The sequence below is a fragment of the Burkholderia sp. AW33-5 genome (assembly GCF_053427615.1).
This window is the reverse complement of sequence record NZ_JBSAXA010000004.1, coordinates 277,566-301,550: the sequence shown is the minus strand read 5'-3', so window position 1 is coordinate 301,550 and position 23,985 is coordinate 277,566. Positions and strand designations below refer to the sequence as shown.

Sequence of the window (23,985 nt, the reverse complement as noted above, 5' to 3'; positions counted from 1 at the left end):
GGAAAGGTATGAAAATCGTTCGATGCGTGATCGCTTGCGCCTGGGTTGCCGCTTTCGGGGCCTTCATCTATTCGCTCCCGGGTTGGGGGCAGCCGGCACCTCGAATCCAGCTGGGGTATACCCCCTGGAAACACCTTTCGGTGCCGAACAATTTGCCGGAGGGAGCAATCGTGGTGCGCGAAACCATACCGGTCGACTGGATGTCCCTGTGCGGTCAACCGGCATGCGAGATCAACGGTGTCGAGCTATACGCGTACGGGGACTTCGATTTTCCGGTCGCCGGCCCCGATATCGCTGCCCTCAACCCGGGATTGAAGATGCAGATTTGGTTCGATGGCAAGCCGGTCACGACGAGCTCGATCAACGTCAAGCCGTCGCGCGTGGAAATGGTCGTGATCAGGACGGCGGGAACGGTGAACACGAGGCCGCTCGCCTACTTGACGACGAAGGGGATGACGAATTTCAACGTGGTCGGCGGATCGAAATTCATCATTGGCGCTAGCCAGGATCCCATCACCCTCGTTTCCGGAACGTGCAAGGTTCCGGACAAGACGGTCGAGTTGCCGCTCTCCCCGGTGTATCAATTCCGCGGAGTGGGGACGACGACGGATGTCGCGGTGCCGTTCGAGTTGCAGATCACTTCGTGCCCTCCCGGATACAACCAGGTCGGCTATACGCTGTCGGCGGCTGGTGCGGCGCCATCGTCCGCCAACGGCGTGCTGCCGCCCGGCCCGGGGGCGACGGCTTCCGGTGTCGCGATCCAGTTGACCGACCCGAGCGGTACGCCCGTGCACCTCAACCAGCGAGTACAAGCTGCCGCGTATGACAAGACGACAGGCGGGGCGTTTGCGATTCCGCTGGTCGCGCGATACATGCAGACGGCCGCCCAGATCACGCCGGGAAGCGTGACGGGAGCCATCGAAGTGTTGATGGACTATCGCTGACGCATGCGGACATCGCGGCGCTCATCCATGGTGGAGAGCTGGCCGGCCCGCTCCGGATCGGCCCTCGGTACGGCGCCATGCATTCGGTCACCGGCGAAACGCCGTCATTTATTTTGAGATAAAATTCGTCCGCCGGGTCTGTCCGGAAATGCAGGTCGGTGCCATCGGGTGCCGGCCTTCTATACACCGGTGCCCGATGGACGAATTCTCGATGCGGGTGCTCGTTGTCGACGATTACCCGGTAACCGGCAATGGTATTGCACAGGTGCTTCGCGGTGCGCCGACGATCGAAGTCGTCGCCGTGGTTGCGAGCACAAGGACATTGGTCGAACAACTCGACACGTCGCCATGCGACGTCCTCCTCCTCGATTACGTGATGCCCGCGGAACAACATGGTGATGGGCAGACCTTGCTCGCGTTCCTGGGCCGTCGCTATCCGGCATTGCGTTTCGTCACGGTGACGATGCTCAATTCACCGGCGGTTTTCCATGCGGTGCGGCAACTCGGCGTGAAATGCATCGTCAGCAGGTCGGATGCGATGTCGCATCTGATCGCAGCCGTCCACGCGGCTTTTTCGAACGGTGAATATCTGTCGCCGACCGTGTCGGCCGCGTTGAGCGGCTTCGACAACGGTGCGATTGCTGAACTGTCGCAGCGGGTATCCGAAATCGTCAGATTGTTCCGCGAAGGGTACAAGGTCACCGAAATCGCGGAAAAGCTGCATCGCAGCGAGAAGACGATCAGCGCGCAGAAGCTGTCCGCGATGCGCAAGCTCGGCGTGTCGCGCGATGTCGACCTGATCCGCCTCGACGACGGGGTCGATCCGGCGAAGCCATCCGATCCGGCCGCGGGAGAGTGAGCGTTGCCGCGCGACGCCTTACGCAAGTTCCGAAAATTGAGGTGGCGCATGGCGTCGCTCGGCAAGCGCGAATCGTTCGATCCCGTATGGATGCGCCGCTATCAGCGTCTATTGCTGAACGGCTTCGGTGCGGTGCTCGGAATTTTCATGGTGGCGGGCGCCGCGACCGCGGTCTGGATCGAGATTGCCGACTGTCATACGGAGTTTCGCGCACAGTTTCTGACGAGGCGTGCGTACTTGCGCGAGCGGATGTCGGAAAACGGCACGGTACTGAGGCGTCTGGCCTTGTCGGCGGAGGCAGTGCTCGAAGCGGGGGCGCGCCCGTCGGCGCAGGTCGAGGCCCGGTTCGTCGCCGGGCGCGGATTCGTGCTGGACGATGCCCCCACGAGGCGCCGCTACGCGGTGAGCGCGACCGTCGATGCGGATCATCCGGCGAGCGACTATTTCGACCTTCTCGCGATCTCCGAGCGGATGCTCGGCAAGCACGTGTCGCAGCGTTACCTCGTTCCGCAATCGAACCGGATCTACCTGAACGGCAATGAGGGGCGCTTTGCCGCGACGCTGGTGGGCGAAACGTCTGCGGGCAATTCTTCGCAGGCACGATACGAGCAGTTGTCCGGGTTGCTGCGGAAGCAGTGGCCGGATGTCGACGCGCTGGTTCGCGACGTCGCCGCGCATCCCGAGCGCGCGGCGCAGGACGTGATATGGCTACCGTCGCGCTTCGATCCCGTTTCGTCCGAACGCGTGATCGGTGCCGCGCTATGGGTTTTCGATAGGCGGGAGCGGCCCGTCATGCTCATTGTGGAAACGATGAATCCGGTCCTCTTTCCGGCCGATTCGGATGATGGCGACAGCGGTTCGTACACGATTGTCGATCGCATCGGACACGGGCCTGTCGCCACGACGGCGGTGCACGTCAACGATGCAATGGTGGCATTGCGTGCCGCAACGAACGATCGGGCACGCAACATCGAGCCGCGCTTCGTTGCCGGTCGATTCGTCGTTCAGGACATCATTCCCGATACCGATTGGCGGCTTGTTTACGTGTATTCGATTCGGGCGATCGTGAAGGGGCTTACGCCGCGGTTGCTGGTGCTCATGGTCGTGACATTGCTGGGTTTGATGGTGTTGTCGGGCGTGGTCGTCCTGATCGACCGACGTATCCTTGGGCCGGCGTATAGAAGGGCGGAGCGACTGAAAGAGGGCGAAGAACTGAACCGTACGCTGATCCGGACGGCACCGGTCGGGCTCGCGCTGATCGCCGAATCGGACGGTACCGTCAGGCTGCGCAATGACGTCATGGCGAGATACGAGAATCCGGTCTACGGCGAACCGCTGTCCCGCCGCATCTGGCGCGTATTCATGGCGCAGGTGGGCGACGATCCGGTTGCATCGCGTCGCACGCTGATCGACCTGGACATGCCGCTGATGCGCGTCGATGACGACGCGTGCGAGCGCAACCTGCTCGTCAATATCGTGCGCGTGCGGTATCGCGGAACGGACGCGTTGCTGGCGACGATCATCGACATCACCGCCCGCAAGCAGACCGAGCAATCGCTCGTCGACGCCCGGCGCGCGGCCGATCAGGCAAACAAGGCGAAATCGGTGTTCCTCGCGACGATGAGCCACGAGATCCGTACGCCGTTGAATGCCGTACTGGGGAATCTCGAACTGATGAAGCGCGGGCCGCTGCCCGACACCCAGCGTCGACGGCTCGAGATCGCCGATTCATCGTCGTCCGCGCTGCTGCGTATCGTCGACGACGTGCTGGATCTGTCGAGAGTCGAGGCCGGTGAATTGCACATCAATTCCGGACGATTCGATTGCGCGGCCTTGATGCGCGACGTGACCGAGTCGTTTCGCCCGCTCGCGACGGAAAAGGGCCTGGGCCTGACGTGCGATATCGCGCCCGATATGGCGCCGCCGCGCATCGGCGATCCGGTCCGGCTTCGACAGATCGTGTCGAACCTGCTCGGCAATGCCATCAAGTTCACGCACACGGGCACCGTCCGCGTGACCGTGCGCGAGTTGCAGGCGCACGGGCTTGACGCAATCGAAGTCGCCGTCGCCGATACTGGAATCGGCATCCCGGAATCCGCGATCCCAACGATCTTCGCGCCGTACCGGCAGGCGGACGATTCGATTCATCGCAGGTACGGCGGTACGGGTCTGGGTCTGGCGCTGTGTCAGCGCCTGGTCGATGCGATGCACGGTGACATATCGGTGCGCAGCAAGCTTCGCGAGGGCAGCGTGTTCGTCGTGCGTGTGCCGCTGGCGGTAGCGGTCATCGAACCGGCTGTCGACTCCGCCGACGAACCGCAGGTACGCCCGTCCGAGGTTTTGCAAACCGCGGTCGAACGCGAGCCGCTGCGCGTGCTGGCGATCGAGGATCACCCGGCAAGCCGTCTGCTGCTCGCCGATCAGTTCCGCGAATTCGGCGTGGACGCAACGATCGCGGAAAACGGCGCGCAAGCGCTCGACATGCTCGCCGGCAACGCATTCGCACTCGTCCTGACGGATCTGGGGTTGCCCGACACGGATGGCTGGACGTTGGCACGGGCCGTGCTTGCACGCGATGCGACCATGCCGATCGTCGGCATGACGGCGCGTATCGGCGAGCGCGACGCGCTGCGCTGCGCGGAGGCCGGGATCCGCATGTTGTTGCGCAAGCCGGTGTCGCTTGGTGCGCTGCAGCAGGCGTTGCGCGAGCATGCGCGCGGAGGTGGGGCGGACACGGTTTCGCACGCGAATCCGGAACGCGTGACGCTGACTGAATCGATGGCGAACACGATGCGCGAAGTCACGCTCGCGTCGTGTGCATCGATCGATCGCGCACTGGAGTCGGGTGACGCGCATGGCGTCATGCGGGAATTGCACTCGTTGAGCGGCGGATTCGCATCCGTCGGCCAGCAGGTGCTGGCCGAACTTTGCAGCGGATTGCAGCAGGTCGTGCATGACGACGGCCCGGGCGCGCTTGTCGAGTTGTGGCCCGCACTTCGTCTTGAAATGACGTCCGCGCTGGATGCGCTGCAGCCATCGAAGCGTGCCGACGCGCCGTGACGAATGCGTTCGTGCGGATTGCCGTGTCGATTCGTCTCCCGAGGCCGTAATCGGTTACGAAAATCGAAATAGGACAAATCGTGCTTGTTGATTAATATCTGTCTGAATTTTTCGAGATTAATTGATTTTTTGATGTCGACGAGTAAGAATTGTCGTGGGCTTGAGGTTTCTCGTGAAACTCAGGGCACATTCCATCTGATGACTTCCGCCTCCGATACGGCGCGGCTTTTTAACCAAATTGGAAATTCACCATTCGGTTTGGATCGCGCTCGACAATTTGTCGGATCGATTTTCGTTAATCCATGTGGAGATGTATAAGCGGGCATGGCAAAGATTTCATTTTTATCCTTGATTTATTTGATGTTCCTTTATAGTTCATCCGCGTTGGCCGACATGCGGAATTGCGCCATGCGTATGCGAATCATCGAGTCAAAAATCGAGATGGCGAAACAGATCGGCAATCCGTATCGTGTCGCAGGCCTGCAGCACGCACTACGGCGCGTGCAAATCAAATGTCAGGGCATCGGTTATATCGAGCCGGCCAACCTCGGGCGCGAGGGCACCCCGCGCAGCGAGTAAGCTGTGCCCGTGTGACCGGCTGCAACGGCATAGCGGCGTGTCCCGACTGGCACATTGATCCGGCAGCCCTTCCAGAGCCGGCTCCATGAAAATTCAACCGCGGCGGCGCACCGAACGGTGGTGCGGCGCCGTGTCCTCCCAGGCCGGTCCGTACGATCGCCGGCCGGCTCGCCGCGACGCCGGGCGACGGCGTTCTTCCCGATGCATCGCACGCGATTCGCATTTCAATGCTCGCGGCCTCGACCAGGCTTCGGTGCGTATCAGTCCATCGAAGTCAATTCAAAGCAAGTTCTTGTGACAACGCCCGCGTCATTCTTCCCGAATGGTCTGGAGGCGCGAGCCGGCCCGCTTCGAATGGAAATCGGCGGCATTTCGTTACGGATAACGATTAAACGGTTTCGCGCAGTTCATCCCTTCTGTTAATTGTAATTAAATTGATTTTTGTCAATCTAATGGATTTTGGAATTAATTGAGATAAGCGGGGCAATTCTTGAAATAATTAGTTGTCTATACGAGATTGATCGTGTCGGAGAATAATGTGATCCTGTGTTTACTTTTTAAAGGGGAAACATGGATATGGACGATACGAAGATGGCCTCGTCTAAAAAGATGGGGCTCGTGGCTTTGACGTTGGTAACGGCCTCCAACATGATGGGGTCGGGCGTTTTCCTTCTTCCGACCAATCTGGCAAACGTCGGGTCGATTTCGCTGTGGGGATGGGTTTTGACGATTGTCGGCGTGGTTGCGCTGGCGCTCGTATTCGCCAAAACCAATCTGATCCAGAGTCGGCCGGGCGGTATCGTCGCGTATGCCGGCGATGCCTTTGGGCCATTTGTCGGATTTCAGGCGACGTTTTGCTACTGGATCAGTGCCTGGGTTGGCAATGTCGCGTTGCTGGTGGCGGGCATCGGTTACCTCAGCTATTTTTTCCCGGGACTGAAGAACCCGATGGTCGGGAGCGCGACGGCGATCGTGATCCTGTGGGGATTCATCGGGCTGTCGTGCCTGGGCGCCAAAGCGGCAGGACGCGCGCAATCCTTCACCGCGTGCTGCATGCTGATCGTCGTGCTCGGCATCGGGTTCGGCGGTTGGGCGTGGTTCAGGCCCGAGACCTTCACGCAGGTGTACAACGGAACCCACCACGGCGACGGTTCGGCCATCATCTCGGCAGCATCGATCGCGCTGTGGGGGTTTCTGGGCGTCGAATCCGCGGTGGTCTCCTCCGGCCAGGTGGAGCGACCGGACTATACTGTGCCGCGCGCCACGGTGTTCGGCCTGTTGATCGCCGCCGTGTGCTACGTCGCCAGCTGCACGGTCATCATGGGCATCGTTCCGCACGACGTGCTGGTGACCTCGGCGGCGCCTTTTGCGGATTCCGCACGCTACATGTTCGGCACGACCGCCGGTGACATCGTGTCGGGGCTGAGCGTGATCGCCTGCTTCGGTTCGATCTCCGGTTGGCTGATCCTGCAATCCGAATCGGCGCGCTCGGGCGCCGAGCGCGGCCTGTTCCCGCATTTCTTCTGCGAGACCAATCGTAATGACGTGACCGTCAAGGGGCTCGTCTTCACGGGCGTCCTGATGTCGGTTGTCCTGCTGCTGACGGCTTCACCGGACCTGGCCGCCCAGTTCCAGGTGATCATTCTGATGTCCGTGTTCGCGTCGCTGCTGCCGTACATGTACGCCGCCATCTCGCTGCCGATCATCATGATCGAAAAGAAGATGAACGTCGGCGGAACCTTCAGGATTTACGCAGTCCTCGCATGCATCGGTGTGGTCTACAGCATCTTCGCGCTGCTTGGCTCGGGAACGGATTCGATCTTCTGGGGAACCGCCCTGATCATGGCGACCATTCCGCTGTACACCTACGTCGTACGAAACCGAATCCGGAAGGCATAGACGGCGCGGTCGATCCGCGACATGACGAAAGTCAAGCACAAAGTTAGTTATCCGTATCGACAAGCTTCTATTTATCTATAGAGTCATTGGAGTCAAGTCATGAACCATAGCGAGTGCATCCGTTTTCCCATTCTTTTGCTCGGCTTCGACGACGGGAAGATGGCCAAGGCGTTCAGCGACGAAATGCATCAGATCGTCGATCTTCTGAAGGAAACGTACGGTCATTCGATCGTTCATGAACCGGAGGCCGACGGCGCCCTGCTCGCACGGAGCAACGAAGCCGCGTTCGGCTGCGTCGTCATCAACGCGGATACGTGCTGTACCGCTGCCGACAGCGCACGTTATATCGGTATCGTCGAGGCGATCCGCCGCCACAACAATGGCGTGCCGTTCGTGCTGGCGGCGAAGCACGCGACCATCGACGCGCTGCCGATCGAGATTCTCGGCGAAGTGCGTGAATACGTGCATCTCGGCGAGGACACGCCGACCTTCGTGGCGGGCCGGATCGACTTCGCGACGAAGCAATACGTCGATTCGTTGCTGCCGCCCTACTTCAAGGCGCTCAAATCCTATGCGGAAGATCGTCCGTATTACTGGGACTGCCCCGGGCATCAGGGCGGCGTTGCCTATCTGAAGCATCCGGTCGGCCGCGAGTTTCTGCGCTTTTTCGGCGAGAACATCATGCGGGCGGACATCGGCATCGCGACGCCGGATCTCGGCGACTGGCTTGAGCATCGTGGCGTGCCGGGCGAGTCGGAGCGCGACGCGGCCCGGACATTCGGAGCCGACATGACGTTTTACGTCGTTGGCGGCTCCTCGCAGTCGAACCAGATCGTCGGGCATGCGATCCTGCGCCCGGACGATTGGGTGCTGGTCGATCGCAATTGCCACAAGTCGGTCAACCACGAGCTGACGATTACCGGCGCACGCCCCGTCTACTTCGAGCCTGCTCGCAACGGCTACGGACTGATCGGCCTGATTCCGCCCGAACAGTTCGAGCGGTCCGTCATTCGCGACGAGCTGGCGGCCAGCCCGCTGAACAGGGGCGCGCACGGTCACGAGCCGGTCTATGCGGTCGTGACGAACTCGACTTACGACGGCTTGATCTATGACGTCGATCGCGTCACGCGCGCGCTTGCCGGGTCTGTTCCGAGGATCAAGTTCGACGAAGCCTGGTACGCCTATGCGAAATTCCATCCTTTGTATCGGGGGCGCTACGCGATGGGCGTGCCCGACGACACGCCCGACCGGCCGACGCTGATCGCGGTGCAGTCCACGCATAAAATGCTCGCCGCGTTTTCGTCAGCCTCCATGATCCATATCCGCAACGGCGAACGGGCGCCCATCGATCGAGAAGTCTTCAACCAGTCGTTCATGATGCACGGCACGACTTCGCCGTTCTATCCGATCATCGCATCGATCGACGTCGCCACGGCGATGATGAAGGGTGAGTCGGGCAACGCACTGCTGCACGACGCCATCACCGATGCGATCGACTTTCGCAAGACCATGCTGACCGTGGGTGAAAAACTGAAGAACGCGGCCGGGAGCGACTGGTGGTTCGGCGTCTGGCAACCGGATCACGTGCGGGTCGAAGGTAGAAACGTACCGTTTCTCGACGTGCCGAACGACGTGCTGGCAAACGATCCGACCTGCTGGTGGTTGCGCGCCAATGAGCCATGGCATGGTTTCGGCAATGTGGAAGACGGCTATGCGATGCTCGACCCGATCAAGGTGACCATCACGTGCCCGGGGATCGACGCACTCGGCAACATGACGGATTTCGGCATTCCCGCACCCGTGGTGTCGAAGTTTCTCGGCACGCGTCGAACCATTCCGGCACGGAATGGCGATTACAACATCCTGATCCTGTACGCGTTGGGCTCTACTCAGGGGAAATGGTCGACGCTGATCGAGTCGCTGCTCGAGTTCAAGCGTCTGTACGACAGTGGCGCCGGCGTCGACGTCGCACTGCCCGAATTGACCGCATTGTCGCCGCAGTATCGTGGCATGACACTGCGTGAACTTTGCACTGCGATTCATCTTGCGAAACGCGATCTGCGCATGGCGGAATTGTCCGCGCGGGCCTGCGACGCGAAAGCGTCTCCGGTGCTGTCGCCCGGCGAGGCCTACCAGATGCTGATCGGCGACGGCACCGAGAAGGTGCGCGTGCGCGACATGATCGGACGGATCGCCGGCGTCATGGTGACGCCTTATCCGCCGGGCATTCCCGTCATCATGCCGGGCGAGCGAGTCGATCCGGAGGCGAGGGCCATTGTCGATTATCTGCTGGCGATGGAGGAATTCAGCCGGCGCTTCCCCGGATTCGAGAACGAGTTGCAGGGCATCGAGATCGATGAGGATGGCTGTTACTGGGTGCGTTGCGTCAAACAGTGACGCGGAGGTCGGCTTCCTGACGCGGGCGGCATGCGGTTCGAGAGAACGGTCGACGGCCGCCCTCGAGCCGCTGCCGCCGCGGATGTATTCCGAAGCGCTTTCATCGCCGATTGATCGCACCGGCAGCGTTGGCGGCGAAGGAACGCGAGTTCAACCCTAAGCAAGTGCCATCCGTGAATGAATCGTCAAGGAAATTTCTGCCGGTATGCCTGCTTGCCTTGCTGGCGGCTCCCGGATGCGTCGAAGCGCAATCGAGCGCCACGCTGTATGGCGCGATCGATACTTCGCTAACCTATGTGAACCACGCGGACGCGGGCAGGAATCTCTGGTCGCAAGGTAATGCGAGCAACGGCGAGTTGTCGGGGACGGGCTGGGGTATCAGCGGCAACGAAGTGTTGGGGCGTGGTCTGAGTGCGATATTCCGGCTCGAAAACGGCTTCGATCCGGGAAGCGGCCGGCGCGGTCAGGGCGGGCGCATGTTCGGGCGGGCTGCCTATGTCGGCATGGCTGGCACGCGTGCGGGGACGCTGACGTTCGGCCGTCAATACGATCCGCTTTCCGACGCGGTCGGCGCGATCACGGCCGACGCCGACTTCGGCAGTTCGTTCGCGACGCCGGGCGATGTCGACAACGGCGATTTAAGTTTCTGGGTGGATCGTTCCATCAAGCTGGTCCTGCCGGACATGGCCGGGTTCCGGTTTTCGGCGATGTATGCGCTGGGCGGCGTCGCGGGCGCGTCGGGAGCGGCGCGCTCGTATGCTGCCGCGGTGTCATATCATCGCGGCGGGCTGCGGATGGCCAGTGGATATCTCTATACGGCAAACAATCGCGCCCACGCGATGCGCACAGGCTGGGCAGGCACGGCGGACGGTCCGTTCGACGGTCCGATCAATGCGGGCTACGAGACGGCCGGGGCGATCGGCATCGCGAGAATCGCCGGGCAATACACGACCGGACGGATGACAGCCGGAGCAAGTTTCAGTAACGCGCAATACCGGCATGACGGCGCGTCGACGTTTTCGGCGACCGAGCGCTACGACTCAGTGCAAGGCTTTCTGACCTATCGGCCGACACGTGTGGCGCGGATCGGCATCGGCTATACCTATACGGCTGCGTGCGGCGATGCTTCCGCGCACTATCACCAGGTTTCGCTCGGGGCCGTCTACAGCTTGTCGCCGCGCGTCGACGTCTATGCGACCGCGACCTGGCAGCGAGCGAGCGGCTCGACCAACGACGGCAGCGGTGGCGTCATGCCGGTGCAGGCATCGATCGGCTCGTACGGCTATGCAGGAACGCGGACGCAAGCGATCGGCGTGGCCGGCATTCGGTACCAGTTCTGAACGACGAAGATCCTTCACGGCGCATGCCTGACGCAATCCGCCGCGGCACACGTCTTCGCGTGGGCGAGGTCGTGGTCGCGCCCACGCCCCACGGCGACCGCGTGATCATGACCGTGCCGGACATCCCGCGAAGGAATTCCGGCGAAGCGGCACCTACCCGCCGCGCTTGCGCCGCACCTCGCTCGGCGTCGTGCCGGTCCAGCGCTTGAACGCGTGGCGGAATCCCACCGCGTCGCTGAAGCCGAGCGTCAGCGCGATGTCCTCGGTGCTGAGCGTGGTGGTGCTCAGGTAGTCGATCGCGAGCGCCTTGCGCACGCTCGTCAGCAACTCGCTATACGACGTGCCTTCGGCGTCGAGCTTGCGGCGCAGCGTGCGCGACGTCATGCAGAGGATGTCGGCGATCGCGTCGATGTCCGGGAATTGTCCGGGCGTGCGCGTGAGTTCCTGGTAAACGCGTCGCGTGACACCGGCCTGGCTGCGCAATTCGTCGAGCAGGCGCGCGCAGTGCGACGACACCTGCGCGGCCGTGATCGGGTTCGCGAGCTGCGGTGCGCGCGTGAGCCACGCGGCCGGGTAGCTCAACACATGGTGCGGCTGATCGAACGCGATCGGGCATTCGAGCGCATCGGACAGCAGCGCCGCATGCGGCGGTCGCGGTTGTGCGAACTGCGCGCGGGCCGGCACGCACCACGCGCCCATCACGTCCTTGATGATCGTCACGTGCAGCGCGAATTGCATGTCGATCAGGAAGCGGTAGAGGGCCGGGTCCGGCTCGGGCAGCGCGGCTTCGTGCGGATCCGGAAACAGCCACGACGCGGTGTCGCCCTGTTCGACCCAGCGGATCGCGAGCATCCCGTTCGCGAGCTGGTGATATTTGACTGCCGAATCGAACACATGTGCGAGCGATTCCGAACACAGCATCGCGTAGCCGTACATTCCATAGCTCGACGCATGCAGCCGGTGGCCGACGCGCACGCCGAGATCGGTGCCGTCATGGCGGCTGATCGCGTTGCGGGCGGCGGTCAGGAACTGCAGTTGCGACGTGAGCGTGAACGGGTCGGTGACGGCGTCCGGCGACAGGCCGGTGCCGTCGAGCACGGCGGCCGGGTCGAGGCCGAGTTCCTGGGCGACGCCGACGAGCACGGCCAGCTTGGCCGGCGAGAAGCGCTTCTCGCGCAACGCGTGAGCGAGCGGGGCGTCCGGCAGCGGGGCGGCGCCGGCGGCCGTCGGGGTCAAGGGCGCACTGCGCGGCATGACTGGTTCAGCGTCCGATTCGATATCGTTCCGGGTTCGCGATTTTGCGCCGGAACGCGCGGGCGCGCCATAGGGTTCACCCTGATGCGCACGGGCTTGCACGGCCCGGCAACGACAAACCGACGCGTGAGCGCAAACCGCGGCTGGTGGCGCGCGGCGCGCTCGCGTGTCCGTTTCGATCATCTTTTCGACCGCCCGGATCATTTTCAAAGCCCCTTTGGCGGGCGATAGTCGCCGGTCAGGCGACGGCCCATGCGCATCCGGTGCGCGGGCCGCCGTGCGAACGGCGCTGCCCGGCGCCGTCCCCCGAGGAGCAGGACATGACGAAGAGACACTGGATCGGGTCGTACGGCTCGATCCCCGCCGAGATCGATGCCGATCGCCATCCTTCCGTAACCGCGCTGCTGGACGAAGCGATGCGCCGCTTCGCCGATCGCCCCGCATTCCGCGCGTTCGGCCGCACGCTGACCTACGCCGACGTCGACCGCCTGTCGGCCGCGCTCGCCGCCTACCTGCAACAGGTCGTGGGTGTGCGCAAGGGCGACCGCGTGGCCGTGATGCTGCCCAACGTGCTCGCGTTTCCGGTGGTGACGGTCGCGGTTGCGCGGCTCGGCGCGATCCAGGTCAACGTGAACCCGTTCTATACCGCGCACGAACTCGAACACCAGCTCAACGACGCCGGCGTCGAAGTGGCCGTGGTGTGCGGCGGATCGATGGGCACGTTCGCCGACGTGGTCGGCAAGACGCGCATGCGAACCGTGCTGAGCGTGGGGCGCGGGGATCTCGGCGTCGTCGATGCGCCGGCCGGCGCGTGCGACGCGCTGCCGCCCGGCTCGATCCCGCTCGCGGACGCGATCGCCGCCGGCGAATCGCTCGCCTTCGAGCCGGTCGCGCTGGGCGGCGCCGATCTGCTGCTGCTGCAGTACACGGGCGGCACGACCGGGCTGTCGAAGGGTGCCGCGCTGTCGCACCGCAACCTGGTCGCGAACATCGAGCAGTTCGCGGCGATCGTGCCGGCCGCGCGTCAGCCGGGCGAGGAGGTCGTCGTCACGGCGATCCCGCTGTATCACATCTTCGCGCTGACGGTGAACTTCCTGTCCTACTTCGCGATCGGCGCGGAAAACTGGCTCGTCGCGAACCCGCGCGACATGGATGGCTTCATCGACGTGCTGAAGGCCGCGCGGCCGTCCGTGTTCGTCGGCGTCAACACGCTGTATGCGGGGCTCGCGGGCCATCCGCGGCTGAAGGAAGTCGACTGGTCGCGGCTGAAGCTGTCGGCGGGCGGCGGCGCGGCGGTGATCGACGTGATCTCCGCGCGCTGGAAGGCGGTGACGGGCAACTTCATCCGCGAAGGGTACGGGCTGTCGGAAACGTCGCCGGTGGTCACGTTCAATCCGCAGTCGATCGACGCGTTCACCGGCACGACGGGCCTGCCGCTGCCGTCGACCGACGTGAAGCTGCTGGACGACCAGGATCGTGAGGTCGGGATCGGCGAGGCGGGCGAGATCTGCGTGCAGGGGCCGCAGGTGATGGGCGGCTACTGGCGCAAGCCGGACGCGAATGCGGCCGCGTTCACCGCGGACGGCTACTTCCGCACCGGCGACATCGGCGTGTTCGACGCGGCCGGCTTCCTGAAGATCGTCGATCGCAAGAAGGACATGATCATCGTGTCGGGCTTCAACGTGTATCCGAACGAGGTGGAAGCCGCGGCCACGTCGCTGGCGGGCGTGGCCGAATGCGCGTGCATCGGCGTGCCGGACGAGCGCACGGGCGAGGCCGTCAAGCTGTTCGTGGTGCTCGCGCCCGACGCGGCCGTGACGGAAGCGGAGATCGTCGCGCACTGCCGCGCGAACCTCGCGGCCTACAAGGTGCCGAAGCTGATCCGCCTGGTCGACCGGCTGCCGAAGTCGACGGTCGGCAAGATCCTGCGCCGGGAACTCAGCCGCGCCGACTGATGGCGCCGAAGCGCCGCGCGCCCGACGGCGCGCGGGCCGGCACGCCGCAAGCCCCGAAGGCCCCGAAGGCCCGGTCCGGGCCGCTCAAGTACAATGCGAGCGGTTCGACCGACGGGGACGCGATGACCGGTTCAGACTCACCTTCCGCCCAACCCGGGCGTGCGCTGCCGTCGCCGAGCGCGACGGTGCCGATCTCGCTCGTCAACGGTTTCCTGGCAAGTGCGGGCGCGCAGCGCGACGTGGTCGAACGCTACCTGCGCGGGGCCGGCATTCCGCTCGAGCTGCTCGGCGAGCCGCATGCGCGCGTGACGGAAGAGCAGTTCTCGACGCTGTACCGCACGCTCGCGATCGACCTCGACGACGAGATGCCCGGCATCTTCTCGCGCCCGCTGCGCGGCGGCACGCTGAAGTACCTGTGCCTGAGCCTGCTCGATGCGCGCAACCTCGAAACGGCGCTGCATCGTTTCGGCCAGTTCTTCCATATCCTGCTCGACGATTTCTTCGTCGAATCGAAGCGCGACGGTCTGGTCGCGCAGGTGCTGCTGCGGCCGAACCCGGTCGTCGGCCCGATAGGCGCGCTCGGCCAGGAATTGATGCTCAAGCTCGTGCACGGCGTGTGTTCCTGGCTGATCGGGCAGAAGATCCCGTTGCTGAAGATCGAGTTCGCGTGCCCGCGTCCGCGCCATGCGGTCGAGCATCTGTACTTCTTCACCGGCTCCGTGCAGTTCGACTGCGAACGCACGTTGATGCGCTTCAGCGCCGACTACCTCGACGCGCCGATCCGGCAAAGCAAGCGCAACCTGCGCAAGTTCCTCGCGCGCGCGCCCGGCGACTGGATCTTCGAATCGTTCAGCGAGCAGCTCGTCTGCCATCGCGTGCGGCAGTATCTGTCGGCGGCGCTGCCCGACCTGCCGGTGATCGACCAGGCGGCCGAGCATCTGCATTGTTCGGTGCGCACGCTGAGCCGCCATCTGGCCTCGGAAGGCACGACGTTTCAGGCGCTCAAGGATGAACTGCGGCGCGACATCGCGATCCAGCGGCTCACCGACACGCTCGACACGATCGCGGCGATCGGCGCCGACATCGGCTTCGACGATCCGAGCGCGTTCCATCGTGCGTTCCGCCACTGGACGGGCAGCACGCCGGGCACTTACCGGCGGCGCGCGTAGCGCGTCGCGCGGTGCATTCGAACCCGTTCCCATAACCGGCATCCTTCGTGCGCTCCCATGGACGGCTCCCGTCATCGCGCGTCGTTCGCCGTCACGAATTCGGCGGGCAGGGCGAGCGCGTCGGCCTCGCGCTTCACACGCCAGCACCGCGGCCCGGTCAGTTGCTTGAACTCGCCGATGCGCCGGATTGCCTGACGGCCGACGTCGTGTGGAGGATTTTCGGCAGCCAGAAAAACGCGATCGTCACCAGCGTCACGCCGACGACGAGCATCGGCGCCACCATTGGCCACGCGCCCAGTTGATAGCGCGGATCGGTGAAAACCGCTGCCGTCTGTCCCACGCTGAAAGCGAAGAACATCATGATGAAGCCGGACCAGGATACCGCGCGGCCCGCAAGATGAGGCAGGCTGCTGACAGCCCCCGCCTGCCCGCATGGCTGATGGATTCCGTGGCCGAGGCAATACACGCCATGCCCCACGAGCAGCGGCCAGATGCTGCCGGGAAGCAGCGCACAGCCCAACGCCTGAATCACCGCGCCGGAAAGGCTCAACGTTGCACCTTGTCGCACCGTTCGCAGCATGCTTTGACGTCGCAGCAGCAGGCGGCAGCCATACGTGCTCAGCACATAGACGAGCGTACCGCTCGCAGGTATCCAGCCATATCGCTGGGGCGACAGGCCGAGATACCGGATGTAGATTGCGGGAGACAGCAATAGGAAGCAGAACATGCCGGTGTACGTCGACGCGGCCAGCAGCGCCCATACCCTGAACGTGGCATTGCCGAATATTTCGCGCACGTCCCGGGTCGACCCACGGCTCGACGCGATTCGGGAGAAACTTTCCTCGAAGCCGTACCAGCACATGACGAGCAGCCCGAACGCATACAGGCTCATCCCCCCGAGCACCCATCGCCATCCGGCCTGCTGCGTGACATACGCACCGAGAATCGGCGCGAAGAACGCCATCATCCCCATGCCCATGAAACCGCGCGCCATCACGTACGGACCCTCGGCCGCCGAATACCGGTCGCGCACCGTCGCGCGCGCGCACACCAGGATCGCGGCCATGGCAAAGCCCTGCATCGCGCGAGCGGCGACCAGCATCGCTGCGCTCGACGCGAGCGCCGCCGCGAGCGCGGCCAGCGCATAGAGCGCAAGGCCGCTCAGCAACACGGGGCGGCGGCCGTATCGGTCGGAAAGACTGCCCATCGGCAATTGTCCGATACCGAATATCAATGCGAAAACCGTGAGGCTGACGCTGGCGGACCCCAGCGTCGCGGCGATTTCAGGCAGCGCCGGCAGGTAACTGTCGGTCGCCACCGGCTGGGCCGCCAGCAGAAGCGGCAACATGAGCGCGAAGTTCAGGCGAGCAGGGCGCGTGGTGTCCGGCATGACGGTTTTCGGTGCGGTATCGGGCATCGGGTGAAGACAGCGGCAACGCAAGTTCGCTCTGCCGGTGAGGGTGGGGCAGCAAGCCGGCAATGCCCGGCGGAAGGGGCGCCGACCGCGACGCCCCGTCGAGCGCCGGCTAGCTGCCCAGGGATTCCGGCACGTGCCCGGGCACGATGCGATGGCGCGCCATCGCAGCGACGCGCAGCCGGTCGTATTCTGCCTTGTCGACCGGTCGAGCGTTCGCTTGCCCCAGGTCGTTCATATGGACACGATGGGTCTCGCGTGCGCTCGCGGCTGCGAGCGACGCAATCACGGTGATGCCGAACGCGATCCCACCGACGATCAGCCAGACGTGGTGCGCGCCGGGCGGCGCGACCGCCGTGAACAGCGCGGGCAGCATCGCCGTGGCTGCAGTGCCGAGGTTCTGCGCGATCGCCATCGCCGAGACGCGCGTGCGGGTCGGGAAGAGTTCCGGGTAAAAGGAGGGAAATACCGCGTTGTAGCCTTGGTACACCACCCCCCACATGAGCATCGACATCGCGAATGCGAGCGGCACGTTGCGGATGCTGATCGCATACAGGTAGGCGAACGCGAGCAGGCCGGCCGCCAGCGCGCCGACGATGATCGGCGGCCGGCGTCCGACCTTGTCGGACAGGTTGCCGACGAACGGAATCACGATCATCGCAACGATATTGCCCATCACCGTGATCCAGAGATAGATGTCTTTCTGGAAGCCGATGCCATACGCCGGCTGGACCGCATAGGCTGCGCCGAAGATCGTGGCGACGACCGGAATCACGTTCATCATCGACATGCAGGCAACGCGCACCATGTCGGGAAAGTGGTGCCGGAAAGCGTCGGCGACGGGCGAGCCGGCTTGCGACCGGTTGCGTACCGCTTCATCGAAGGCCGGCGATTCGTCGACCTGGCGGCGAATGATCAAGCCCGCAACGATGACCAGCGCGCTCAGCAGGAACGGAATGCGCCAGCCCCAGCTGTCGAATTGCGCGGACGGCATGTAGTAGGCGAGCGGCAGGAACACGGCGGCGGCCAGCACCTGCCCGGCCTGCACACCCTGCAGCGTGAAGCTGACGAAGTATCCGCGCCGGCCGAACGGCGCATGCTCCAGGATCATCGAGCTCGCGCCGGTGATCTCGCCGGCCACGGCGAAACCTTGCAGCAGGCGAAGCGTCACCAGCAAGGCCGGCGCGATCAGCCCGGCTTGCTGATAGGTCGGCAGCAGGCCGACGCCGACGGTCGAGATGCCCATCAGGAACATGCAGAACAGCAGGACGGTTTTCCGTCCGCGCGTATCGCCGAGATGGCCCAGCACGAACGCGCCGATCGGGCGGGACACGTAGCCGACACCGTAAGTGGCCAGCGACGCGATGATGGCGGTCGTGGGGCTGCCGTGCGGAAAGAATATCTGCGGGAAGATCAGCGCCGATGCCGTGGCGTAGATGAAGAAATCGTAGTATTCGAGCACCGAGCCGATCCAGCCGCTGAAGGCGGCTTTTCTCGATTGGTGCCTGCCGCGGGGCTCGTCTCGCAAGGTCGTGGTCATCGTCGTCTCCAGATATTGATATGTGTGCCGGGCAACGCGGGTGATGCGGGGAGTCGTCACTGCCCGATGTATCGACTCCGTTGTGTGACCTGACCGAGGCCCATCGATACGACGCACGGCGAACAACCGCGGTGCGCAATGCCATGCACGCGGGCACGGTTGCGCATGTGCGTCGGTCCCGCATCGGCAGCCGATGCGGGCATCGGCTTATGCCTCTCCGAGCGCCGAGACCGCGGCCCGCAGCGCCAGCAGATAGCTTTGGACACCGAAACCGCAAATCTGCCCGCTGACGATCTCGGCGAAGACGGAGTGATGCCGGAACGGCTCGCGTGCATGAATGTTGGACATGTGCAGTTCGACGATCGGGCACGTGAGGATGGCAAGGGCATCGCGAATGCCGTAGCTGTAGTGCGTCCATGCGCCCGCGTTGATCAGCACCGCATCCTGGCCTTCCTCGAAGGCGCGATGAATGCGCTCGCACATCGCGCCTTCGCTGTTCGTCTGGAACGTGTCCACCTGTACGCCCAGTTCCTCCGCCAGCGCTTGCAGTCGTGCATCGATCTGCGCGAGCGTGATCGTCCCGTACTGCGCCGGGTCGCGCTTGCCGAACATGTTGTGATTGATGCCGTGCAGCATCAGGATCTTCTTCATGCGAATCTCCATTGCGTGTTCAATCAAAGGGCACGGCCAGCCGATCGATCACGGAACTGGTCTCGGGGCGCACGCCGCGCCACCACGCGAACGCTTCGGCCGCCTGCTCGACCAGCATGCCGACGCCGTCCGCAATTCCGTGTACGCCTGCGTTTTTCGCGAGCCGGAGAAACGGCGTCAGACGCTTGCCGTAGGCAAGTTCGTAGGCCGTGCCGGTCGGACTGAACACGCTCGGCGGGACCGGCGGCAGGTCACCGGTCAGGCTGGCCGACGTCGCATTGACGACCACGTCGAAACGCCCCATTCGTGCGAGGTCTGCGTAGCCGCCGGCAACGAGCGGACCGCGTCCGGCGACCTGCGCGACCAATGCGCGCGCCTTGTCGACGTCGCGATTCGCGATGACCAGTTCGGCCGGTCCGGCTTCGAGGAACGGCAACAGCGCGCCGCGCGCCGCGCCGCCTGCGCCGAGCACCAGGACACGCTTGCCGGCCATCGGCAGATTGAGGTTCGTTTCGATATCGCGAACCAGGCCGATGCCGTCGAAGTTGTCGGCCAGGATGCGGCCGCCGTCGAACTTGAGCGCGTTGGCCGCGCCCGCAAGCTGCGCCCGCTCGCTGCGTTCGTCCGACATCGCGAACGCGTCGAGCTTGAACGGCGCCGTGACGTTGATGCCCTTGCCACCGCCCTCGAAAAACGCACGAACCGCGGCAGCGAAAGCGCCTGCCGGCTCGACGGGTCCCTCGATGGCCGTATAGCTGATGTCCTGCCGCGTCTCCTGCGCGAAGAGGCCGTGAATCAGCGGGGATTTCGTGTGCCCGATCGGATTGCCGATCACCGCGTATTGGTCGGTCATCATTGGCTCGCTTTTGAATAGAGGACGCCGTCGGTCTGCATCGCGTCGATTTCGGCCGGATCGAATCCGAGGGCGCGCGCGACTTCCGCGTTGTGCTGCCCGAGATCGGGCGCGACGTCGCGAATCGTCGTATCGCAATCGGAAAACCGGAACGGCAGGTTGGGCAGGCGCAGCGTGCCGTAGCGCGGATGCTGTTGCTCGACGACCATGCCTCTTGCCTGGATTTGCGGATCGTTCAATACCTCGTCGATGCGCTGCACCTTCGCGCACGGAACGTCGATGCCGTCCAGCAGTTCGAGCACCGACGCGACGGAACGCGCGGCCACCCACGGCTCGACCACCGACAGGATCTCCGCGCGATGCGCGTTGCGTCCGGTGCTGTCGTGAAACCGCGTGTCGGCGCCGAAATCCGCCGGGCCGCCGTGCGTCGCGATAAGTTCTGCGAAGCGTTTCCACGCGTCGTCGACTTGCGCGGCGATCACGAGATCGCCGTCCGCGGCACGGAATACGCCGTACAGCGTCGAGGTCGGCATGTCGTGCCCGGTCTGCTCGGGCAGCACGCCCTGCAGCGTGTAGCACTGCACCGCATATTCGTGCATCGATACCAGCGTGTCGTACAGCGCCATGTCGATGTGTTGCCCGCGGCCGCTCTTCACGCGCCCCAGCAGCGCGGCGTTGATGGCCGCGACCGCATGAATGCCGGTGTACATGTCGCCGAGCGAGATGCGCAGCAGCGGCGGCCGCTCGCCCGGCGTGCCCACCATCTGCATGATTCCGCTCTTGGCTTCCGCGATCAGCCCGAAGCCCGCGCGATGCGCATCGGGGCCGGTGTGCCCGTACGCCGAAATCGAACAGTAGACGAGGCCCGGATTGCGCGCCGACAATTCGGCATAGCCGAGACCGAGCTTGTCCAGCGCGCCCGGCCGATAGTTCTCGATGAACACGTCGGCGGAGTCGCACAGGCGCTGCATGAATGCCTTGCCGCGTGCGTCCTTCATGTTGACGCTCACGCCGCGCTTGCCCATGTTGAGCTGCAGGAAGTAGCCGCTTTGCTGATCGTCGAGCACGGTCGCATGCTGGCGTCCGGCGTCGCCCGATCCGGGACGCTCGACCTTGATGACCTCGGCGCCGAGCGCTGCGAGACAGCGCCCGACATACGGCCCGGCAAGGAAGTGGCTGTAGTCGACGACGCGAATGCCTTCGAGTGGACGAGCCTGCATCACAGTGCCTCCGGGCGGCGCGGCACCATCAGACGATGTTCGCCGTGTTGAACGACCTGACCGTCCTGATTGATCAGCTCCGACGGCAGCACGACGATGCCCCAACCCGGGCGACTCTTGCTGGCCCGCATCGAGCCGACGCGGAACTTCACGTGCAGCACGTCGCCGACCTTGATCGGCAGCAGAAAATCCCACGTCCAGCCGAGCGACATGCCCGGCAGAAAGCGATAGTCGCTCTGCGTCTTCAGGCCGTCGGCGATGGACAAGCCGAACAGCCCGTGCGCGACGAGGCAGCCGAAATGGCTGGCGTTCGCGTATTCCTCGTCCACGTGGACGGGCGTATGGTCGCCGGTGAGGTCGGCGTACGCGAGAATGCGCTCGTTCGTCACGGTGTAGCTCGGGCTCGTGCACGTGTCGCCCTCGCGGGCGTCGTCCCAGTATTTCTCGACGATCGTCATGGTCACGCCTCCGCGCGCGGGTTGATGGCCAGCGCCTGCGCGACGCAAGAAGCCGGCCTCGCCTGGATCAGTTCGACGGCAAGCCCGTCGGGCAGGCGCAGCCAGTTCCGCCCTTGCGGCATCTCCGTCACACCGAACCGTTGCGCCGCGGCCAGCGCGGCTTCCAGGTCTTCGCACATCACGCCGAGATGGGCGAGCCGGCCTTCCGGACCATCGTGTTCCGGCGCGTGGATGAACTGCAGGCCGCCGAGCGTCCAGTACTGCCGCGGCGCGTCGAGCGTGCCGTCCACTTCGCGCAGGGTCATGCCGAGCACGTCCTCGAAGAAGCGGATGTGCCAGCGGATGTCCTTCACCCAGATCGCAACGTGTTCGAGATAGGCTTTCGTGGCATTCATGCGGCCGCCTCCTGCCGTTGGCGGTCGGCCATCGCGCGTTCCAGTCCCTTGATGCAGGCGACGAGCGTCGCATTGACCGGGGTCGGTACGCCGTAGCGCTGCCCCCAGCGCACGACCGAACCGTTGATGAAGTCGATCTCGGTGATCGAGCCCTTCTCCAGGCTTTGCAGCATCGACGTCTTGAAGGACGCGGGCAGCCCCTCGGCGGCGAGCGTCCAGGCCTGTTCGGGATCGGTCATCGACAGCTTGACGCCGGCTGCCTGCGCCGCCGCGATTGCCTCGGCCACGGCCGCGAGCGACGTCGCCTTCAGCAGCGGCTCGTCGTACAGCTGCCCGTAGGTGAGGCCGGTCAGCCCCGTCAGCGCGCCCGTCGCGACGTTCACCAGCAGCTTGTCCCACATCGTGCCGACGATGTTGTCGCTGATCGTCGTGGCGAGGCCGGCGGTATTGAACGCCGCGGCGATCGCCTCTACGCGCGGTGTGATGCGGCCGTCGAGTTCACCGATATACGTGTACTTGCCGATCACGCCGGATTCGATATGACCCGCGCCGCGCAGCACGCCGCCGACGTAGGTCTTGCCCGCGAGGACGCGCTCGCGGCCGACGACGTCGATCAGGATGTCCTCGTGCCCGAGGCCGTTCTGCAGCGACAGCACCGTGGTATCCGGCCCCACCAGCGATTGGGCGCCGCGGATGGCCGCATCGGTGTGGAACGACTTGACCAGCACCACCACCAGGTCGGCCACGCCGACATCGGCCGCCTGGGTCGTCGCGTGGACGCGTACGTGGCGGGTGCCACCCGCATCGTCGACGCGCAGGCCGTCACGGCGCATTGCATCGACGTGTGCCGGCGAGCGGTCGATCAGCCAGGTCTCGTGGCCGCCTTGGGTAAGGGTGGCGCCGATCGCGCAGCCCAGTGCGCCCGCGCCCAGAATTGCTATTTTCAATGGTGTCTCCTTGACGTATGGCATCACGATAGGAGTCGCCGCTCATGCCGACAATGCAATGGATACAATGGCGTCATTGCCACGGACAATAACGCAACGATGCCCGCCGACCTGCCCGACCTGAAGCTGCTTCAGCTTTTCGATCTCCTGTACGACGTGCGCAGCGTCACGCGCGTCGCCGAGCAACTGGGCCAGAGCCAGCCGACGGTCAGCATCTGGCTCGGGCACTTGCGGGAACACCTGCACGATCCGCTCTTCATCCGGACGCCTGGCGGCATGGCGCCGACACCGCAAGCCGACGCGCTGATCGGGCCATGCCGGGAAATTCTCGAATCCCTGCGGCGCTTCACGGCTTGGGAGATCGCGTTCGATCCCGCGACGGCCCAGCGACGGTTTCGCATCTGCATGACCGACGCGAGCCACATCACGCTGCTTCCGCGGCTGCTGGCCCATGTCAGGGCGCAGGCGCCCGGCGTCCGGCTGGAAGCCGCACGGATCGACGGCAATACGGAGCGCGCGCTCGAATCCGGCGAAGCCGATCTCGCGATCGGCTATGTGCCGTGGCTAGGCGGCGGCATTTATCAGCAGAAGCTGTACGACCAGGACTGGGTCTGTCTGGCCAATCGGCATCACCCGAGGATTCGCGGTCGCCTCGGGGCAAGGCAGTATCGTTCGGAAGGACATGTCGCCATTACGGCGGGAACGGGCGCGCAGCTCCTCGAACAGGCGCTGCGGCAAGCGCGCATCGAGCGCGACGTGGTGCTGGAGTTGCCGGGTTTTCTGGGTTTGGGGGCGATCGTCCAGACGACCGACCTGATCACGACGCTACCCCGTCATATCGGCCAGACACTGGCTCAGGCGAACGATCTGGCGGTTCATGCGTGCCCGATCCCGGTCGACGGGTTTGCGGTGCGGCAGCATTGGCATGCGCGATATCACCACGAGGCGGGCAACCGGTGGCTGCGCGGCGTCGTGATTCAACTGTTCGGCGCGTCGCATTGATCTGCGGATTTGGCGTTCGCGCTGGACGGCGTGCAAAACATGACGACCA

19 protein-coding genes are annotated in these 23,985 nt (G+C 64.3%); 10 read left to right on the top strand and 9 right to left on the bottom strand.

Going from position 1 to position 23,985, the window contains the following annotated elements; translation table 11 throughout:
* Positions 1-8: 8 nt before the first annotated feature.
* The 7 genes from ACV22V_RS11190 to ACV22V_RS11160 all read left to right on the top strand — a co-directional run bounded on the left by ACV22V_RS11190 (position 9) and on the right by ACV22V_RS11160 (position 11,078).
* The gene (locus ACV22V_RS11190) at positions 9-944 is read left to right on the top strand and encodes a fimbrial protein (RefSeq protein ID WP_448013834.1); all 936 of its coding nucleotides are present in this window, start codon (positions 9-11) and stop codon (positions 942-944) included.
* Positions 945-1,140: 196 nt separating this feature from the next.
* Positions 1,141-1,803 carry a response regulator gene (locus ACV22V_RS11185; protein WP_448013833.1) on the top strand — a complete coding sequence of 221 codons (663 nt, stop codon included), beginning with the start codon at positions 1,141-1,143 and terminating at the stop codon, positions 1,801-1,803.
* Positions 1,804-1,950: 147 nt separating this feature from the next.
* Positions 1,951-4,863: an ATP-binding protein gene (locus ACV22V_RS11180; RefSeq protein WP_448013919.1), complete on the top strand. Its 2,913-nt coding sequence runs from the start codon at positions 1,951-1,953 to the stop codon at positions 4,861-4,863.
* 324 nt (positions 4,864-5,187) lie between these two features.
* Positions 5,188-5,442: a DUF1090 family protein gene (locus ACV22V_RS11175; protein WP_448013832.1), complete on the top strand. Its 255-nt coding sequence runs from the start codon at positions 5,188-5,190 to the stop codon at positions 5,440-5,442.
* Positions 5,443-6,018: 576 nt separating this feature from the next.
* The gene (locus ACV22V_RS11170) at positions 6,019-7,341 is read left to right on the top strand and encodes an amino acid permease (RefSeq protein ID WP_448013831.1); all 1,323 of its coding nucleotides are present in this window, start codon (positions 6,019-6,021) and stop codon (positions 7,339-7,341) included.
* A 99-nt stretch (positions 7,342-7,440) separates the two neighbouring features.
* A complete protein-coding gene (locus tag ACV22V_RS11165; RefSeq protein ID WP_448013830.1) occupies positions 7,441-9,738 on the top strand; it encodes an Orn/Lys/Arg family decarboxylase in 2,298 nt (765 codons plus the stop codon).
* A gap of 173 nt (positions 9,739-9,911) precedes the next feature.
* Positions 9,912-11,078, top strand: coding sequence for a porin (locus ACV22V_RS11160; RefSeq protein WP_448013918.1), 1,167 nt, complete (start codon positions 9,912-9,914; stop codon positions 11,076-11,078).
* A 153-nt stretch (positions 11,079-11,231) separates the two neighbouring features.
* On the opposite strand, the gene ACV22V_RS11155 is transcribed toward ACV22V_RS11160, so the two are convergent.
* Complete coding sequence (locus tag ACV22V_RS11155) at positions 11,232-12,332, bottom strand: AraC family transcriptional regulator (protein ID WP_448013829.1); 1,101 nt, start codon at positions 12,330-12,332, stop codon at positions 11,232-11,234.
* A 320-nt stretch (positions 12,333-12,652) separates the two neighbouring features.
* Between ACV22V_RS11155 and ACV22V_RS11150 the strand changes: the two genes are divergently transcribed.
* Both ACV22V_RS11150 and ACV22V_RS11145 read left to right on the top strand, forming a co-directional pair.
* Positions 12,653-14,287 (top strand): AMP-binding protein, encoded by a 1,635-nt coding sequence (locus tag ACV22V_RS11150; protein WP_448013828.1) that lies wholly within the window; start codon positions 12,653-12,655, stop codon positions 14,285-14,287.
* On the top strand, positions 14,287-15,456 hold the full coding sequence (locus tag ACV22V_RS11145) for an AraC family transcriptional regulator (RefSeq protein WP_059701097.1): 1,170 nt from the start codon (positions 14,287-14,289) through the stop codon (positions 15,454-15,456). Before ACV22V_RS11150 ends, ACV22V_RS11145 begins: the two co-directional genes overlap by 1 nt.
* Positions 15,457-15,613: 157 nt before the next feature.
* Here the strand turns inward: ACV22V_RS11145 and ACV22V_RS11140 are convergent, their stop codons facing one another.
* The 8 genes from ACV22V_RS11140 to ACV22V_RS11105 all read right to left on the bottom strand — a co-directional run bounded on the left by ACV22V_RS11140 (position 15,614) and on the right by ACV22V_RS11105 (position 22,934).
* Positions 15,614-16,846, bottom strand: a complete 1,233-nt coding sequence (locus tag ACV22V_RS11140) for an MFS transporter (RefSeq protein WP_448013827.1) — start codon at positions 16,844-16,846, stop codon at positions 15,614-15,616.
* 136 nt (positions 16,847-16,982) lie between these two features.
* Positions 16,983-18,410, bottom strand: a complete 1,428-nt coding sequence (locus tag ACV22V_RS11135) for an MFS transporter (protein ID WP_059525889.1) — start codon at positions 18,408-18,410, stop codon at positions 16,983-16,985.
* Between the two features lie 207 nt (positions 18,411-18,617).
* Complete coding sequence (gene aroQ / locus ACV22V_RS11130) at positions 18,618-19,061, bottom strand: type II 3-dehydroquinate dehydratase (protein ID WP_321851940.1); 444 nt, start codon at positions 19,059-19,061, stop codon at positions 18,618-18,620.
* Between the two features lie 19 nt (positions 19,062-19,080).
* Positions 19,081-19,914 (bottom strand): shikimate dehydrogenase, encoded by an 834-nt coding sequence (gene aroE, locus ACV22V_RS11125; RefSeq protein WP_059525931.1) that lies wholly within the window; start codon positions 19,912-19,914, stop codon positions 19,081-19,083.
* The gene (locus tag ACV22V_RS11120) at positions 19,914-21,134 is read right to left on the bottom strand and encodes a CaiB/BaiF CoA transferase family protein (RefSeq protein WP_448013826.1); all 1,221 of its coding nucleotides are present in this window, start codon (positions 21,132-21,134) and stop codon (positions 19,914-19,916) included. The genes aroE and ACV22V_RS11120 overlap by 1 nt, the downstream gene beginning before the upstream one ends.
* On the bottom strand, positions 21,134-21,592 hold the full coding sequence (locus tag ACV22V_RS11115) for a MaoC family dehydratase (protein ID WP_448013825.1): 459 nt from the start codon (positions 21,590-21,592) through the stop codon (positions 21,134-21,136). Before ACV22V_RS11115 ends, ACV22V_RS11120 begins: the two co-directional genes overlap by 1 nt.
* A 2-nt stretch (positions 21,593-21,594) precedes the next feature.
* The gene (locus tag ACV22V_RS11110; protein WP_044848449.1) at positions 21,595-21,987 is read right to left on the bottom strand and encodes a VOC family protein; all 393 of its coding nucleotides are present in this window, start codon (positions 21,985-21,987) and stop codon (positions 21,595-21,597) included.
* Positions 21,984-22,934, bottom strand: coding sequence for a ketopantoate reductase family protein (locus tag ACV22V_RS11105; protein ID WP_448013824.1), 951 nt, complete (start codon positions 22,932-22,934; stop codon positions 21,984-21,986). The genes ACV22V_RS11110 and ACV22V_RS11105 overlap by 4 nt, the downstream gene beginning before the upstream one ends.
* Positions 22,935-23,033: 99 nt before the next feature.
* Between ACV22V_RS11105 and ACV22V_RS11100 the strand changes: the two genes are divergently transcribed.
* Positions 23,034-23,936, top strand: a complete 903-nt coding sequence (locus ACV22V_RS11100) for a LysR family transcriptional regulator (RefSeq protein WP_448013823.1) — start codon at positions 23,034-23,036, stop codon at positions 23,934-23,936.
* The last annotated feature ends 49 nt before the right edge of the window (positions 23,937-23,985 follow it).

Bases quoted from the DNA above. Each gene is read 5' to 3' on its own strand.
- ACV22V_RS11110 (WP_044848449.1), bottom strand. From the start codon at position 21,987: ATGAATGCCACGAAAGCCTATCTCGAACACGTTGCGATCTGGGTGAAG.
- ACV22V_RS11100 (WP_448013823.1), top strand. From the start codon at position 23,034: ATGCCCGCCGACCTGCCCGACCTGAAGCTGCTTCAGCTTTTCGATCTC.
- aroQ (WP_321851940.1), bottom strand. From the start codon at position 19,061: ATGAAGAAGATCCTGATGCTGCACGGCATCAATCACAACATGTTCGGC.
- ACV22V_RS11155 (WP_448013829.1), bottom strand. From the start codon at position 12,332: ATGCCGCGCAGTGCGCCCTTGACCCCGACGGCCGCCGGCGCCGCCCCG.
- ACV22V_RS11120 (WP_448013826.1), bottom strand. From the start codon at position 21,134: ATGCAGGCTCGTCCACTCGAAGGCATTCGCGTCGTCGACTACAGCCAC.
- ACV22V_RS11115 (WP_448013825.1), bottom strand. From the start codon at position 21,592: ATGACGATCGTCGAGAAATACTGGGACGACGCCCGCGAGGGCGACACG.
- ACV22V_RS11135 (WP_059525889.1), bottom strand. From the start codon at position 18,410: ATGACCACGACCTTGCGAGACGAGCCCCGCGGCAGGCACCAATCGAGA.
- ACV22V_RS11165 (WP_448013830.1), top strand. From the start codon at position 7,441: ATGAACCATAGCGAGTGCATCCGTTTTCCCATTCTTTTGCTCGGCTTC.
- ACV22V_RS11150 (WP_448013828.1), top strand. From the start codon at position 12,653: ATGACGAAGAGACACTGGATCGGGTCGTACGGCTCGATCCCCGCCGAG.
- ACV22V_RS11185 (WP_448013833.1), top strand. From the start codon at position 1,141: ATGGACGAATTCTCGATGCGGGTGCTCGTTGTCGACGATTACCCGGTA.
- ACV22V_RS11175 (WP_448013832.1), top strand. From the start codon at position 5,188: ATGGCAAAGATTTCATTTTTATCCTTGATTTATTTGATGTTCCTTTAT.
- ACV22V_RS11180 (WP_448013919.1), top strand. From the start codon at position 1,951: ATGGTGGCGGGCGCCGCGACCGCGGTCTGGATCGAGATTGCCGACTGT.
- ACV22V_RS11190 (WP_448013834.1), top strand. From the start codon at position 9: ATGAAAATCGTTCGATGCGTGATCGCTTGCGCCTGGGTTGCCGCTTTC.
- ACV22V_RS11140 (WP_448013827.1), bottom strand. From the start codon at position 16,846: ATGCCGGACACCACGCGCCCTGCTCGCCTGAACTTCGCGCTCATGTTG.
- aroE (WP_059525931.1), bottom strand. From the start codon at position 19,914: ATGACCGACCAATACGCGGTGATCGGCAATCCGATCGGGCACACGAAA.
- ACV22V_RS11145 (WP_059701097.1), top strand. From the start codon at position 14,287: ATGGCGCCGAAGCGCCGCGCGCCCGACGGCGCGCGGGCCGGCACGCCG.
- ACV22V_RS11170 (WP_448013831.1), top strand. From the start codon at position 6,019: ATGGACGATACGAAGATGGCCTCGTCTAAAAAGATGGGGCTCGTGGCT.